This window comes from Solimonas sp. SE-A11 (assembly GCF_030345715.1).
Lineage (GTDB): Bacteria > Pseudomonadota > Gammaproteobacteria > Nevskiales > Nevskiaceae > Solimonas_A.
Genome location: NZ_JAUASX010000001.1, coordinates 246,707 through 261,219 on the forward strand (window position 1 = coordinate 246,707; position 14,513 = coordinate 261,219).

Below are 14,513 nucleotides of genomic sequence, written 5' to 3' on the forward strand. Positions count from 1 at the left end.
GATCAGTCGAACTGGTACATCGTGACCACGCAGGCGCCGCCGAGCCCGAGGTTGTGCTGCAGGCCGATGCGGGCGCCGTCCACCTGGCGCAGTCCGGCCTGGCCGCGCAACTGGGTCACCAGCTCGGTGCACTGGGCCAGCCCGGTGGCGCCGAGCGGATGCCCTTTGGAGAGCAGGCCGCCCGACGGATTCGTCACGTGGCTGCCGCCATAGGTGTTGTTGCCTTCCATGACGAACTTCTCTGCACCGCCATCCGCGCACAGGCGCAGCGCTTCGTAACTCAGCACTTCGTTCTGGGCGAAGCAGTCATGCAGTTCCACCACGTCCACGTCCTGGGGGCCGATGCCGGATTCGGCGTAGACCTTGTCGGCAGCGGCGCGGGCCATGCCGGAGCCGACCAGCTTCATCATGCTGCGATCGTCGAAGCTGTCCGGGGTATCCGTGGTCATGGCCTGCGCGATGATCGAGACGCGGCGGTCCAGGCCGCGCTTCCGGGCGAAGTCCTCGGACACCAGCACCGCGGCGGCGGCGCCGCAGGTCGGCGGGCAGGCCATCAGGCGGGTCAGCTTCGCGGCCGGGAAGACGATGGGCGACTGCAGCACCTCTTCTTCGCTCACCAGCTTGCGGAACAGCGCCATCGGGTTGTGCTCGGCATGGCGGCTGGCCTTGGCGCGGACCTTGGCGAAGATATCCGGACCCACGCCGTAGGTGTCCATGTACTCCTTGCCTGCTCCGCCGAAGTAGCGCAGCGCCAGTGGCACCTCGGGGTAGGGGTTGATCTCGTCGCAGAGCGAATCGAAGCGATGGAAGGGTGACACCCGGTCGTCCCAGTGGGACTTCAGCGCACCGGGCTGCATCTGCTCGAAGCCCAGGGCCAGCACGCAGTCCGCCATGCCGGACGCGACCATCTGGCGGGCCAGGAACAGCGCGGACGAGCCGGTCGAGCAGTTGTTGTTGACGTTGAAGATCGGGATGCCGCTCATGCCCGCCCGGTACAGGGCGGTCTGGCCGCTGGTGGAGTCGCCATAGACGTAGCCGGCCACCGCCTGCTGGACGTCGCGGTAGGCCAGCCCGGCATCCTGCAGTGCCAGCAGGGTCGCCTCGGCACCCATTTCGTCATAGGGCTTGCTATTGCCCGGCTTGGCGAAGGGGATCATGCCGACGCCGGCAACGATGACTTTCAGGCTCACGGGTGATGCTCCTGCGGGAATGTTGTGCCGGCAATGTAGTCCTGCGCCCGGTGGAGGTCCCCACCCCTACGGGGAGGTGACGGGTGGCCCGCAAGGTGGTCGGCATGGCGCAGCACCCGTCGACCTGCAACCAATCCGCACCTTCAGCGGCGGCATGACGAGTGCTGAGACACGCTTCGGCGGCATAACGGGGCCGACGTCTCAGTTTTCCTCCCGGCCGGTGGCATAAAATGCAGGCCGTCCCGAGCCTGGCATCCAGGCCCGGGTGCTCGCCTTTCCACCGGCCCTGAGGAATCACATGAAGAAGCTGCATGCGGGTATCGCGCTGATCGTCGCCCTGACCCTGTCGGCTTGCGCCACCGAGAGCCACCGCGTGCTGGAAGTGCCCAAGGTCAATTCCGCCGGCACGCCCTACCAGGGCGCCCGCAGCCCGATCGCGGTCGGCAAGTTCGACAACCGCTCCAGCTACATGCGCGGCATCTTCTCAGACGGCGTTGATCGCCTCGGCGGCCAGGCCAAGACCATCCTGATCACCCACCTGCAGCAGACCGGCCGCTTCAGCGTGCTGGACCGCGACAACATGCCGGAGATCGGGCAGGAGGCGAAGATCAAGGGCAGCGCGCAAAAGCTCAAGGGCGCCGACTACGTCGTGACCGGCGACGTCACTGAATTCGGTCGCAAGGAAGTGGGCGACCAGCAGCTGTTCGGCATCCTCGGCAGCGGCAAGCAGCAGATCGCCTACGCCAAGGTGAACCTCAACATCGTCGACGTCGAGACCTCCGAGGTGGTGTTTTCCTCGCAGGGCAGCGGCGAATACAGCCTGTCCAACCGCGAGGTCATCGGCTTCGGCGGTACCGCCAGCTACGACTCCACGCTCAACGGCAAGGTCCTGGACTTGGCGATACGCGAGGCGGTGAACAACCTGGTGGCAGGCGTCGAGTCCGGTGCCTGGAAGACGGTCAAACAGTAATCCGGCGGCAAGAGCACTTCGGGGGGAGGGGATAAAGATGGGTGGATGGCTTGCGGCGCCGGGCGCCGCGGTCCTGGCGGCTGTGCTGCTGTCGGGCTGCGTGACGCCGGAAAAACCGCTGTATTACTGGGGCGACTACCAGCCGGTGGTCTATTCGCACTTCAAGGGCGAACCGCCGGAGGCGCAGCGCGCCCGGCTGGAGCAGACCGCGCATCGCGCACAGTCCAATGGCGAGTCAGTGCCGCCGGGCTTCAACGCCCATCTCGGCCTGCTGTACCTGAACACTGGGCAACTGGACAAGGCGCAGGGCGCCTTCCAGACCGAGGCCGTGCTGTTCCCCGAGTCCAAGCCCTACATGGACTTCCTGCTGCGCAAGTTCGCCACGCAGAGCGTGGGAGATGTCCGATGAGCGTCCTTCGCACCGTCGCCTGCGGCCTGCTGGCCCTGCTGCTCTCGGGCTGCGTCACCACGCCCCCGGCCTATGACTACACCGCCTTCCGCCAGAGCCGGCCGAAGTCGATCCTGGTCCTGCCGCCGGTCAATACCACCACGTCGATGCAGGCCACCCACGGCATGCTGTCGCAGCTGACCCGGCCGCTGGCCGAGTCCGGCTACTACGTGCTGCCGGTGACCCTGATGGAGGAGACCTTCCGCCAGAACGGCCTCAACAACCCTGCCGAGATCACCGAAGTTTCCACGACCAAGCTGCGCGAGATCTTCGGGGCCGATGCCGCGCTGTATGTGCGCATCAGCCAGTACGGCACCGTGTACCGCGTGATCCAGAGCGAGACCGTGGTGACCGCGGAGGCGCGGCTGGTGGATCTGCGCACCGGTGCCCTGCTGTGGAACGGCAGCGCCAGCGCCTCGAGCGCGGAGAACCGCGGTGGCTCGCAAGGCGGCCTGGTGGGGTTGCTGGTGGAGGCCGTGGTGTACCAGGTCATGGAGAACGTCAGTGACGCCAGCTATGACGTCGCGGGCATGACCAGCGCCCGCCTGGCCTCCGCCGGCCGCCCGGCCGGCGTGCTCTACGGCCCGCGTTCGCCCAAGTACCAGCAGGACGGCAGCCCGGCCCCCTGACGGGGCTGACTGAACCCCGCCGGGCCGGTCTTGCGGCCGTGCCCGGAACAACCGGATACTGCGGAGCCGGCAGGAGACCGGTGAGCAGCCGCCACGCAGCGGCTGCCAATGCAGTGAGGGCGGGGTTCCAGAATGCGGACAGAACATTGCCGGACCGGGCGGGCAAGGGAGCGGGCCAAGAGCCTGCCGTCCCCGCCGTTGCCGGTTCATCGCCCTGGAGCTGCAATCACTCGATGAGCAAGAGCAGTCTCCCCGGCGACCCCAAGCCTGCCGTTGCCCCCTCCCTGCAACAGGCCGATCACCTCAAGCGCCTGGGCCTGGCCGCGGCCGAGGAACTGCGCAAGACCGTCCGCAGCCACCTGACCGACCTGTTCGCCGCCTTCGTGCAGAAGCTGCCGGCCGACTTCACCGAGATGGCGTTCGGCGCCGGCGACCTCCAGGCGCAGCATGCCTTCGGCGAACTGGCGATGCTGGTGGCCGAGAAGGGAGCGGGCTGGCTGGACGCATACGTGCAGCGCGTTGACGCCGGCCTGGTGGGCGGCGACCTGGCCCGCCGCGAAGTGCCGGGCCAGGCGCAGAATTCGGAGGCCTCGGTGGTCTCGGCCAACGCCGAACTCCGCGCCGAAAGCCTCCATCGCCGCACGGTGGGCGAGCTCGACGCGCGCGTCGACCGGCTGCGGCTGATGCTGTACATCCCCATCTACACCCGTGCGCTGGCCCCGGCCAGCCTGGTGCGGACCCTGCAGGAAACCGCGAACGAGATCGACTGGCCCGCGACCCAGCGCCAGGTCCTGTTCCAGCGCTTCGACGACGCCGTCGTGCCGCAACTCGGGCAGATGTATGAATCGCTGATCGCCTCGATCAAGGTGATCAGCACGGCCGCCGTGCGCGCCACCCAGGAAGGTCCGGCCCCGGTCACCGCAGCCGCGGCACCGCAGCCGGCACCTGCGCCCGTGAATGCCCCTTCGGTAACGCCGCCGGTCATGCGCCGCGAGCCGGCCCCGGCACCGCAGGTCGATTCGAGCACGGTCTCGATGCTGCAGAACTTTGCCGGCAAGGCGGGGGACGGCGTCTACAACGACGGCTCCCTGGCCGCCGACCTGTTGAGCATGACCGGCCCGCATGTGGTGTCCGGCGCGGCCGATGACCCGCGCTGGGTGCCGCTGCAGCGCATGTCGCTGGCCGGCCGCTTCATCAACGAGGCCATCTCCGACGCCCTGGTGCCGGAGGAACTGCGCGCCCAGCACGAGTCGGTGCGCTTCCCGGTGGTGAAGTCGGCGCTGGCCGATTCCACCCTGTTCACCGCCGCCACGCACCCGATCAACAGCTTGGTCAACGACCTGATGCTCAAGTCCGCCAGCGCCCGACTGACCGGCAACGCCGAGGCGCGCCGTGCAGTGGAGCGGCTGCAGCAGGTGCTGGTGCAGTTCGACCTGTCGCCGGAATTCGTACGCGAGGCCATGCTGACCCAGGCCCCGATCGACGAGGCCCAGATCCAGCGCTTCTTCGAGTGGAAGAAGGAAGAGGCCGAACAGCGCCGCCAGGCCATCATCAATGAAGTGCGCCGCCTGGTGATGCGCCAGGTGGAGATGGCCACCTTCGGCCGCAACGTGCCCGAGCCGGCCATGAAGTTCCTGACCTCGGCCTGGGGCCCGCTGCTGATGAAGCGTCTGGCCAACCACGGCGCCGACCACGAGCAGTGGAAGCAGGGCCTGAAGCTGATGGAAGAACTGATCGACGAGGTCGACCAGCCCTTCCCGGACCAGGACCGCGAACCCTGGGACCGCCTGATGAAGACCCTGGCCGAGGGTCTGACCGCCGTCGGCATGGCCGCCGACCGGGTGGCCGTGTCGATCAGCATCCTGCAGGCCGCGCGGCCAGCGCACTAGCTGACTTTCATTTAAATGCGCCCGTAGCTCAGTTGGATAGAGCATCTGGCTTCGAACCAGAGGGCCGGGAGTTCGAGTCTCTCCGGGCGCACCAGTCACGGGGCCGGTCCAAGGCCCTATAGTCATGGACCCCGGCGGGGAATCCGCCGAGGCCGGACTCTCTGCAGGGCCGCCTTTGCCATGAATATGGGGCCCATGGGGCGTCATGGAAGGGGCTTGGCGGGTCAGCTGCAAAAAAGCTTTTGGACTTTTGAAGAGTTCTGCTATTATTCGCGGCCCTTGAGTTTCCCGGGGTTGGGAAGCTCACCAATGGTGGCCGTAGCTCAGTTGGTAGAGTCCCAGATTGTGATTCTGGTTGTCGCGGGTTCGAGCCCCGTCGGTCACCCCAAAATCGGTCGTATGGGTTGCTAGCTCAATGGTAGAGCAGCTGACTCTTAATCAGTAGGTTCGGGGTTCGAGTCCCTGGCAACCCACCATACGTAAACGACGAAGCCCGGCCCTGACCGGGCTTTGGCGTTTTTAGGCTACGCAGCCGTTAGAGAGTTGAGGAAACCATGCTTCAACAGATCCGTGACCGCACCAGCGGTATCGTCGCAGGCTTCATCGTTGCCCTGCTGGTGGTTCCGTTCGCCTTCTTCGGCATCGAGACCTTCGCTGGCGGCGGGGGTGACCCCGTGGTCGCCAAGGTCGGCAAGCAGAAAATCCACCAGTCGCAGTTCCAGAACAACTACGACCAGCGCTACCGCCAGTACGTCTCGCTGATGGGCGAGAACTTCAAGCCGGAAGAGTTCAAGGCCGACAGCTTCCGCAAGCTGGTGCTGGACGACATGACGCAGGAAGCCATGCTGCGCCAGTTCGCCGACCAGGCCGGCTACCGCGCCAACGACGCCGTGGTCTTCGACTACCTCAGCCGCATCCCGGCCTTCCAGAAGGAAGGCAAGTTCGACACCGAGACCTATCGCGCCGTGCTGGCGCGCCAAGGGCTGGATCCGGTGCGCTTCGAGGAGCAGGTCCGCAACTCCATCGCCATCGAGCAGATGCGCAGCGGCGTGCTGGAGACCGCCTTCATCACCGACGCCGACATCCAGCAGGCCTGGCGCCTGGCGATGCAGGATCGCGTGGTGGAGTACGCCCTGTTCGACAATACCAAGTATCTGGCCCAGGCCAGCGTCACCGAAGAGCAGGTCAAGGCGCGCTACGACCAGAAGAAGGCACAGTTGATGGCGCCGGAGCGCATCCGACTGGCCTACGTCGAGCTGTCGCAGGCCAAGCTGGCCCAGGCCTCGCTGCCCGGCCAGGACGTACTCAAGACCATCTACGATGCCGAGAAGGCCTCCCGTTTCACCACGCAGGAGCAGCGCAAGGCCAGCCACATCCTGGTCAACTTCGGCGCCGACAAGAGCGCGGCCAAGAAGAAGGCCGAAGGCCTGGCGGCGCAGCTCAAGGGCGGCGCGGACTTCGCCGCGCTGGCTCGTGCCAACTCCGACGACACCGGCTCCAAGGCGCAGGGTGGCGACCTGGGCTGGATCAAGCGCGGCCAGATGCCGGAGAGCTTCGAGAAGGAACTGTTCGACCTGAAGGCCGGCGAAGTCGCGGGCCCCATCGAGACCGAGTTCGGCTGGCAGCTGATCCGCCTCGACGATCTGAAGCCCTCCGTGACCCGCGCCCTGGCCGACGCCGACGTGCAGCAGGAGCTGATCTCCCTGTACCAGAACCGCGAGCTGGCCAAGCGTTTCCAGGAGCAGACCGAGAAGCTCGAGCAGCTGGCCTTCGAGAGCAATGCCTCGCTCGATCCGGTGGCCAAGGAACTGGGCGTGCAGGTGCAGACCACCGACTGGTTCACGCGCGACGCCGGCACCGGCATCGCCGCCAACCCGGCCGTGATGCAGGCCGCCTTCTCGCCGGAAGTGCGCGAGGACAACGAGAACAGCAAGCCGATCACGGTCGGCGAGTCGCTGGTGGTGGTTCGCAAGGCCGAATACGAAGCTCCGCGCCAGCGTCCGCTGGCCGAAGTGGCTGAATCCCTGCGCGAGGAATTGCGCGCCGAGATCGCCAAGGCCCAGGCCCAGGCCGACGCCAAGAAGCTGCTGGCCGAACTGCGCGCCGGCAAGCCGCTGGTCGAAGCCGTCATCGCCGCGGGTGCCGAGCTGCGCCAGCCCGGCGCGGTGAAGCGCGTGCAGCAGGGCGAGGATCCGCTGCTGCTGCAGGCCGTGTTCAAGCTACCGCGCCCCGCCGCCGGCAAGCCGCAGTACTCCGAGCTGAGCCTGGTCAACGGCAACGTCGTCGTCGCCGTGCTGACCGACGTGCGTGACCCGACTCCGGCCACGGTCCAGGAAGTCGCCCAGCTGCGTCCGCGCTTGCGCGAGATGCAGGCCGGCGCCGAGTTCACCGCCTACCAGAAGGTCATCGGCGAAAAGGTCGAGATCAAGTTGGTGAATCCGCCCACCGCGGCGGCGTCGCCCGAAGAGGAATAAAAGCCCGCAGGTTTGCGTGCCGAACCGTCCGTAGGTCACCCTACGGACGGTTTTTCTTTTTGGGGCGGGCTGATGAAGCTGCACTGGCAGATCGCAATCGCACTGGCGCTGGCCCTGGTTGCCGGCATGACGCTGGGCGAGGCGCCGTGGTTCCTGGAGGCCTGCGCCTTCGTCGGCACCATCTTCCTCAACGGGCTGAAGATGCTGATCGTGCCGCTGATCGTGTCCGCGATCATCTGCGGCCTGGCCGGCATCTCCGACACCGGCACGCTGGGGCGCCTGGGCTGGCGCACGCTGGTGTTCTACATGGGCACCGGCCTGCTGGCGATCCTCACCGGCCTGCTGATGGTCAACCTGCTGGCGCCCGGCATCGTCGATGGCCAGCCGGCCGCGCAGCGCCTGGGCCTGGCGACGGATACCGAAGAGGTTGTCTCCGGCGTGCGCGAGCGCGGCACCGGCGACCTGGTGGCGGTGCTGCAGCGCCTGGTGCCGGCCAACCCCATCGGCGCCGCGGCCGAGGCCGACATGCTCGGCGTGGTGACCTTCGCCCTGCTGTTCGCCTGGGCGCTGGCGCAATTGCCGGAGGCCACGCGGCGCACGCAGCAGGAGTTCTGGCAGGGCGTCTACCAGGCGATGTTGCGCATCGCCGACCTGGTCATGCGCTTCGCGCCGGTCGGCGTGTTCGCCCTGGTGGGTGGCGTGGTGGCCAAGACCGGCCTGGAGGCGCTACGCCCCCTGGCGGTGTTCTTCGTGGCGGTGGTGGCGGGCCTGCTGGTGCATGCCGTGGTGACGCTGCCGCTGTTGCTGCGGCTGGTGGCGCGGGTCTCTCCGATGGCGCACTACCGCGCCGTGGGCCCGGCCCTGCTCACCGCCTTCTCCACCAGTTCCTCGGCTGCGACGCTGCCGCTGACGCTGTCCTGCCTGCGCGAGCGCGCCGGCGTCTCCGAACGGGTCACCGGCTTCGTGCTGCCGATCGGCGCCAACGTCAACACCGACGGCACCGCGCTCTACGAGTGCGCCGCGGCACTGTTCATCGCCCAGGCCTATGGCCTGGAACTGAGCTTCGCCACCCAGTTTACGGTCGTACTGATGGCACTGCTGACCTCGGTGGGCGTGGCCGGCATTCCCTCGGCCAGCCTGGTGGCCATCGCGCTGATCCTGGGCACCATCGGCCTGCCCCTGGAGGGCGTTGGCCTGATCCTGGCCGTGGATCGCGTGCTCGACATGTGCCGCACCTCGCTCAACGTGCTGGGCGACACCGTGGCCACCGTGACGGTGGCGCGGATGGAAGGAGAGGACATACTCCAGCGCTAGGGCAGGCAGAGGATCGATGACCTACTCGTAGGAGCGGCCGTTGGCCGCGAGCGCTGCTGATGACGGCGAAGACGTTCGCGGCCAACGGCCGCTCCTACGGGATTCCCAAGTAGGCCGCCGGGCCTGCCGGCCTAGTGCGGCGTGCCCACGCGCTGCCGCAGCAGCTCCACGAACGCCTCGAAGTCCTGCGGCCGCGCGAAGAACGATGCCGGTACCAGGTAGAAGCCGCTCTTCACCGGGTAGAGCAGTACCAGGTTGCGGGTGCCGCGCCAGCGGCCGATCTGTTCCCAGCGCAGCAGTTGCCCGCGGCCGCCCCGGTCGAAGTGCAGGCCCTGTTCGTCCACCGACAGCGCCATGGGCATTGCGATGCCCGGGCTGGCGCGATAGCGCCGGCGTGCCCGCCAGGGCATCACCAGCAGCAGGTAGGTGGCCAGCACCGCCAGCGTGCTGAGCAGCACCGGCGAGCGCGTCAGCGCCAGGCCGATCAGCGCCGCCACGAGCACCAGCCCCAGCAGGCTCAGCACCATCGGCGGCGGGCGCAGGTGCAGGAACTGCGCGGCGACGTAGTCCGCCTCGCCCAGACTGCCCCGCGCCGCCAGCGGCAGTACCGTGACCGGAGTGCTCACTCGCCGATGCTCATGCCCATGACGTTGTAGCCGGCGTCCACGTACAGGATCTCGCCGGTGATGCCGGAGGCCAGGTCCGAGCTGAGGAAGGCGGCGGCGTTGCCCACTTCCTCGATGCTGACGTTGCGCTTCAGGGCGGAGGCCTTCTCGGCCGCCGACAGCATGCCGCGGAAGCCGGTGATGCCGGCCGCGGCCAGCGTCTTGATCGGGCCGGCGGAGATGCCGTTGACGCGGATGCCCTGCTCGCCGAGGTCCGCCGCCATGAATCGCACGTTGGCTTCCAGCGAGGCCTTGGCCGGACCCATGACGTTGTACATCGGCACCGCGCGCACGGCGCCCAGGTAGGTCAGCGTCAGCAGCGAGGCCTTGCGGCCCTGCATCAGCGGCCGCGCCGCCTTGCCCAGCGCCGCGAAGGAGTAGGCCGAGATGTCGTGCGAGATGCGGAAGCCCTCGCGCGTCACCGCGTCCAGGTAGCGGCCCTGCAGCTGCTCGCGCGGGGCGAAGCCGATCGAGTGGATCAGCACGTCCAGGCCGCCCCACTGCTTCTGCAGCTCCTGCATCACTTCGTCGATCTGCGCGTCTTCCACCACGTCCAGCGGCAGCACGATCTTGCTGCCCAGGCTGGCGGCAAATTCCTCGACGCGGCCCTTCAGGCGCTCGCCCTGGTAGGTGAAGGCCAGCTCCGCGCCCTCGCGGTGGAAGGCCTCGGCGATGCCGGTGGCGATGGAACGGTCGCTGGCGACGCCGGTGATCAGCGCCTTCTTGCCGGAAAGAAAACCCATGGCTAATCCTGCTCTTGGTGTCCTGAGGGGAGCCCCATGATAAACGGGGGGGGCCCTTGTATGGCCACTCCCGTCGGGACTACAGGAGGACAGTCGTTCGCCGGGTCACGTCGGCGGGTGCAGAACGATCGGATAGTTGGGATAGACGAAAGCGGGAATGTCTTTCGCTTCTAAGCGCATGGATTGGACCTGGGCGAGGATTCGGGACTCGAACTCGGGATGTCTGAAGGTGCTCGACACCAGGCTGGAGCCCGTCATCCGGCCATCCGGTGCCACCTCGAGTCGGACGATGATCTTTCCTCCCTCCGACAGTACAGGCCATTGGGCCCTGGCATCCTCGTAGAGCTTGAGGAACGCAGCCTTCTGGCTCTCGAAGCCCAGCTGTACTTCATCAAGGGAACGGCTGGGCACTGCGGGCTTGGTGGGGTTGGGGGCCGGATGCAGGGGAATCTGGAAGCTGGCGACGGGCTTCGGAGCGAAATTGCCGGGGTCGAAGCGGATCAGGCGCAACTGCCGCAGAATCTGGCTTTCCAGTTCAGGGCGGTTGAAGTCGCTGGCCACAAGCTTCGGGTCCGTCACCCGTCCGTCCGCCTCGATGGTGAAGGCAACGGTGATCGAGCCGCCCTTGCGCAGCTCCGGCGTTTCCTTCATCGCCTCCACGAAGGTCGGCCAGAGGATGGGGAACTGCCGGAAGAACCCCGCCGTCACGCTCTCTGATGAACGCTCTGCCGGAGGTGGGCCTGGCGGAGCCGTGCCTGGGTCCCAGGCCTGTGTCATCGAGCCGGCGGGTGCCGTGCGAGGATCAGCCCATTGGGCCGGGGCCGCCGTAGCGCCCAGTAACGCCGCGAGCAGCAGAAGAAGACGGCAGGGACGGGACATGATCGGCAGGATTCCGTGAAGGCCTTCCATGATACGTGCGCTGTGATGGCAAGCCCTAGTTCCGGGGACCCGCAGAGTTCCGGCTGGCGTTTCGCTCGCACAAAGAAAAACAGGGATGGCCTCGCGGCCACCCCCGTCGGAACTACAGGAGCACACAGTCGTTGGCCGGATCAGGTCGGCGGGTACAGGACGATCGGATAGTTAGGATACGTGAACGGCGGGACATCCTTGGCGCCGAAGCTCATCGACATCACGCGCTGGATGATCTTGCGCTCGAAGTCCGGGTCGTTGAACGTGCTGGACACCAGCTTGCAGTCGGTGACCTGGCCGCTCGGGGCGATCGTGATGCTGACGATGATCTTGCCGCCCTGCTCCAGGGCCGGCGACTCCATCATCGCGCGCTTGTAGATCGACGTGAACGAGCCCTTGTTGCGGTCGAACACCAACTGGATCTCGTCCAGCGAACGGCCGGCAAAGATCTTGTCGCCGCCCTGGCCGGGCTTGGTCTTGTCCGGACCGGTGCCGATCGGGCTTTCCACCACCGTGGTGCGGCGGGTGCCGATGCCGGCGCCGCTCTGGCGACGCTGCTCTCCGCTGCCGCTGGCGCCGATACCGGAGCTGCCGCTGGCGGCGGCGCGCTCGAAGGCTGCCGACGAACCGGCACCGGTGGCCCCGGTGCCTGCCTGCGCTTCGATGCGGCTCAGCGGGCGCGGCGTGTCGAAGCCCTGCAGCGACTGGTTGTTGAGCTCGGACAGCTGCTGCTGCATCGCCAGGATGCCGCTGCGGGACGCGGTCTCGCGTGCCTTCTCCACGATCTGCTGCTGCGTGGGCTGCGGCGGGACCACCTTCTCCTCACGCTTGGGCTCGGGCGGCTTGTCCTGCTTCTTGGTCTCGGCCTTGGGCTGTTCCGGCTTGGGCTTGTCTTCCGGCGCCGGCGCCGGCTCCTCGACCTGCTTGGCGATCTCCGCCTCCGGGATCAGGCTGACGTAGCGCTGCTCGGTGGTGTCACCGCCGCCGGACTTCAGGCCCTGCAGCTTCAGCAGCGGCACGATGATGCCCACGATCACGAACAGGATCAGCGACACCACGATGATGCGGTTGAAGCGGCGGTCGGTCTCGTCGGGCAGGCGCCAGCTGTCGGGGGTGGCGTACCAGATGGAGCTCATTGGCCACCTCCCGCGCCGTGCTTCTCGATCACGGCCAGCGAGATCTTGGCGAAGCGCGTTTCGGTGCAGGTGGCCATCACCTTCTTCAGGATCTGATAGGGGATGGCCTTGTCGGCCATGATGTTGACCTCGCCGCGCGTGACCATGCCGGCGCCAGCGCCGGGGGTCTGCATCAGCGGGGCCGCCATCAGCTCGGACTTCAGCGCCGGCAGGATGTTGCCTTCGGCGGCCAGCGCTTCGGACAGGCTCATGACGCGGCGGTTGTTGACCAGCACGTCATTGAGGGTCACCTGCACGAGCGTGTTCTCGCGGGGCTCTTCTTGGATCACCGACTCCGGCAGCTTCAGCGCCTGCGGATTCGGCAGGATCTCCACCACCAGTGCGTTCACCAGCAGGTAGAACACCAGGATCGCGAAGATGTCGATCAGCGAGACGATGTTCAGCTCGGAGTCGCGGCTGGCCTGGCGTGCGAGACGCTGCAGCCGTTTGACGACGCGGTCCTTCTTCATGGGCTCACCGCCGGTGCCGGCACGGCGCCATTCACCGGCGCATCGCCGATGGAGATCTGCGGGAAGAGCTCATGCGGCAGTCCGGAGGCGCGGGCCTCGGCCGGCGTGATGCGGGACGCGTCCATGACCTTCACCAGGTCGTCGTAGGGCGTGTCCGGCTCCAGCAGCACGTTGATGCTCTGCTCCGAGGGATCGGACTTCTTCACTTCCACCAGCAGGTCGGACAGCGCCTGGATGTTGTAGCCCTGCGGCGTGTTGGCCAGGGTGCGGGTGCCGCCGCTGGAGCTGACCACCAGCTCGGTCTTGCGCAGGGTCACGGTCAGCGGCTGCTTTTCCTGCTGCTGGGGCGTGACCGTGCGGTCCGGAGACGGCAGGTTGAGGCTGATGACGTTCAGGCGGGCGGCGGCCAGCGAGGAGCTGACCAGCAGGAAGAACACCAGCACCGCGAACACGTCGATCAGCGAGACGATGTTGAGGTGCACGGCGCGCGCACGCTGCTTGTGGTGCCGCTGCAGACGCCGGATTCTCTGGGACATCGGAATCTCGCGTGTAGGCTGCGAAAGGGACTTAGCGGCGGCGGCTGCTGAGTGCGTTGACGAACTTGCCGGCCACGGCCTCGAGGCCGTCCACCAGTTCGGTCGTGCGGCTCTGCAGGTAGGAGTGCAGCAGCAGCGACGGGATGGCCACCATCAGGCCGAAGGCGGTGCAGTTCATGGCCTCCGAGATGCCCTTGGAGAGCAGGTCGGCCTTTTCGGCCGGGTCGGCGGCGCCCAGTGCGGCGAAGGAGCCGATCAGGCCGATGACCGTGCCCAGCAGGCCCAGCAGCGTGGACATGTTGGAGAAGGTGCCGAGGTAGTGCGTGCGCTTCTCGATCGCCGGCAGTACCTCCATCAGGCCTTCCTCGGCCGCCACTTCGATCTCGCTGCGCTTGTTCTCGACGCGGGCCTGTGCGATGCCGTTGCTGATGATGCGGGCAATGGCGGTGTCGGAGCCTTCCGTCACGCGAGCGGCGGTCTCCAGGTCACCCTGGGCGATCAGCGGCGAAACCTCGGCCCACAGCACGGCGTTTTCCTTCTGCACGCGGCGCAGGAAGAACCAGCGCTCCACCGCGATCGCGATGGCGCAGACCGCGACCAGGGCGATGGGATACATGAAGAGGCCGCCCTCTTGGAAGAAGTGCAGCACTTTGGCGAAGAAATCCATGATTCGAATCCTTTAGTGTCGCTTGCGTCTTTGATGAAAATCGGTGGATGGAGCGCCGTTTACGGGCGTTCCAGCGGTGTGACCAGGCCCTTGCTCTTCAACGCGCCCGAGAGCGCGTCGTAGTATTCCAGCTGCCGCTCGAACACCACGCGGTCCACAGGCAGCACCTGCTCCTGCAGCAGCCGCGCCGGGCGGTCGATATCACGTTCGGCCGGGGATTCACGCCAGGGCATGATGTAGAGGCCGATCGGCGATTCCTTCTCGCCGGCGAAGATGTTCGTGCCCACCGCCTGCTCCTTGACGGCCGTGGTTCGCGGCGCGGCCTGGGCGGGCGTCTCGGTGGGTGCGGCGGGCTGGCCACCACCCACTGCGGGCATCTCGTCCTGGGCCTGGGCGGCGCAGGACATTGCCAGAATCAGGGCGGGAAATAAAGC

At 67.1% G+C, this 14,513-nt stretch carries 15 protein-coding genes and 3 tRNA genes; 9 read left to right on the plus strand and 9 right to left on the minus strand.

Annotated features, from left to right (window positions below; genetic code table 11):
- Window positions 1-2: 2 nt before the first annotated feature.
- Window positions 3-1,190, minus strand: coding sequence for a lipid-transfer protein (locus QT386_RS01255; protein WP_289271912.1), 1,188 nt, complete (start codon window positions 1,188-1,190; stop codon window positions 3-5).
- A 298-nt stretch (window positions 1,191-1,488) separates the two neighbouring features.
- Between QT386_RS01255 and QT386_RS01260 the strand changes: the two genes are divergently transcribed.
- The 9 genes from QT386_RS01260 (at window position 1,489) to QT386_RS01300 (ending at window position 8,914) form a co-directional block, all read left to right on the plus strand.
- Window positions 1,489-2,160 (plus strand): CsgG/HfaB family protein, encoded by a 672-nt coding sequence (locus tag QT386_RS01260; protein WP_289271913.1) that lies wholly within the window; start codon window positions 1,489-1,491, stop codon window positions 2,158-2,160.
- 37 nt (window positions 2,161-2,197) lie between these two features.
- Window positions 2,198-2,569 (plus strand): DUF4810 domain-containing protein, encoded by a 372-nt coding sequence (locus QT386_RS01265; protein ID WP_289271914.1) that lies wholly within the window; start codon window positions 2,198-2,200, stop codon window positions 2,567-2,569.
- On the plus strand, window positions 2,566-3,237 hold the full coding sequence (locus tag QT386_RS01270; protein ID WP_289271915.1) for a DUF799 domain-containing protein: 672 nt from the start codon (window positions 2,566-2,568) through the stop codon (window positions 3,235-3,237). The genes QT386_RS01265 and QT386_RS01270 overlap by 4 nt, the downstream gene beginning before the upstream one ends.
- Before the next feature lie 233 nt (window positions 3,238-3,470).
- Window positions 3,471-5,126, plus strand: a complete 1,656-nt coding sequence (locus tag QT386_RS01275) for a DUF1631 family protein (protein ID WP_289271916.1) — start codon at window positions 3,471-3,473, stop codon at window positions 5,124-5,126.
- A gap of 17 nt (window positions 5,127-5,143) precedes the next feature.
- Window positions 5,144-5,220: transfer RNA gene (locus QT386_RS01280), tRNA-Arg, on the plus strand.
- A 218-nt stretch (window positions 5,221-5,438) separates the two neighbouring features.
- A tRNA-His gene (locus tag QT386_RS01285) sits at window positions 5,439-5,514 on the plus strand.
- Window positions 5,515-5,527: 13 nt separating this feature from the next.
- Window positions 5,528-5,602, plus strand: a tRNA-Lys gene (locus QT386_RS01290).
- 78 nt (window positions 5,603-5,680) lie between these two features.
- Window positions 5,681-7,600 (plus strand): SurA N-terminal domain-containing protein, encoded by a 1,920-nt coding sequence (locus QT386_RS01295; RefSeq protein WP_289271917.1) that lies wholly within the window; start codon window positions 5,681-5,683, stop codon window positions 7,598-7,600.
- Between the two features lie 72 nt (window positions 7,601-7,672).
- Entirely contained in the window at window positions 7,673-8,914 is a 1,242-nt protein-coding gene (locus tag QT386_RS01300) for a dicarboxylate/amino acid:cation symporter (RefSeq protein WP_289271918.1), read from the plus strand.
- A gap of 131 nt (window positions 8,915-9,045) precedes the next feature.
- Here the strand turns inward: QT386_RS01300 and QT386_RS23290 are convergent, their stop codons facing one another.
- From QT386_RS23290 to QT386_RS01340, 8 genes are all read right to left on the minus strand, one after another.
- The gene (locus tag QT386_RS23290; protein WP_289271919.1) at window positions 9,046-9,540 is read right to left on the minus strand and encodes a YcxB family protein; all 495 of its coding nucleotides are present in this window, start codon (window positions 9,538-9,540) and stop codon (window positions 9,046-9,048) included.
- Window positions 9,537-10,322, minus strand: coding sequence for an enoyl-ACP reductase (locus tag QT386_RS01310; RefSeq protein WP_289271920.1), 786 nt, complete (start codon window positions 10,320-10,322; stop codon window positions 9,537-9,539). The genes QT386_RS23290 and QT386_RS01310 overlap by 4 nt, the downstream gene beginning before the upstream one ends.
- Before the next feature lie 105 nt (window positions 10,323-10,427).
- Window positions 10,428-11,231, minus strand: a complete 804-nt coding sequence (locus QT386_RS01315; RefSeq protein WP_289271921.1) for a hypothetical protein — start codon at window positions 11,229-11,231, stop codon at window positions 10,428-10,430.
- 140 nt (window positions 11,232-11,371) lie between these two features.
- Window positions 11,372-12,367 carry a TonB family protein gene (locus tag QT386_RS01320; protein ID WP_289271922.1) on the minus strand — a complete coding sequence of 332 codons (996 nt, stop codon included), beginning with the start codon at window positions 12,365-12,367 and terminating at the stop codon, window positions 11,372-11,374.
- Window positions 12,364-12,876, minus strand: coding sequence for a biopolymer transporter ExbD (locus QT386_RS01325; RefSeq protein WP_289271923.1), 513 nt, complete (start codon window positions 12,874-12,876; stop codon window positions 12,364-12,366). Before QT386_RS01325 ends, QT386_RS01320 begins: the two co-directional genes overlap by 4 nt.
- Window positions 12,873-13,412 carry a biopolymer transporter ExbD gene (locus QT386_RS01330; protein WP_289271924.1) on the minus strand — a complete coding sequence of 180 codons (540 nt, stop codon included), beginning with the start codon at window positions 13,410-13,412 and terminating at the stop codon, window positions 12,873-12,875. Before QT386_RS01330 ends, QT386_RS01325 begins: the two co-directional genes overlap by 4 nt.
- Before the next feature lie 31 nt (window positions 13,413-13,443).
- Window positions 13,444-14,079, minus strand: a complete 636-nt coding sequence (locus tag QT386_RS01335) for a MotA/TolQ/ExbB proton channel family protein (RefSeq protein WP_289271925.1) — start codon at window positions 14,077-14,079, stop codon at window positions 13,444-13,446.
- Between the two features lie 59 nt (window positions 14,080-14,138).
- Window positions 14,139-14,486 carry a hypothetical protein gene (locus tag QT386_RS01340; RefSeq protein WP_289271926.1) on the minus strand — a complete coding sequence of 116 codons (348 nt, stop codon included), beginning with the start codon at window positions 14,484-14,486 and terminating at the stop codon, window positions 14,139-14,141.
- Window positions 14,487-14,513: the final 27 nt, after the last annotated feature.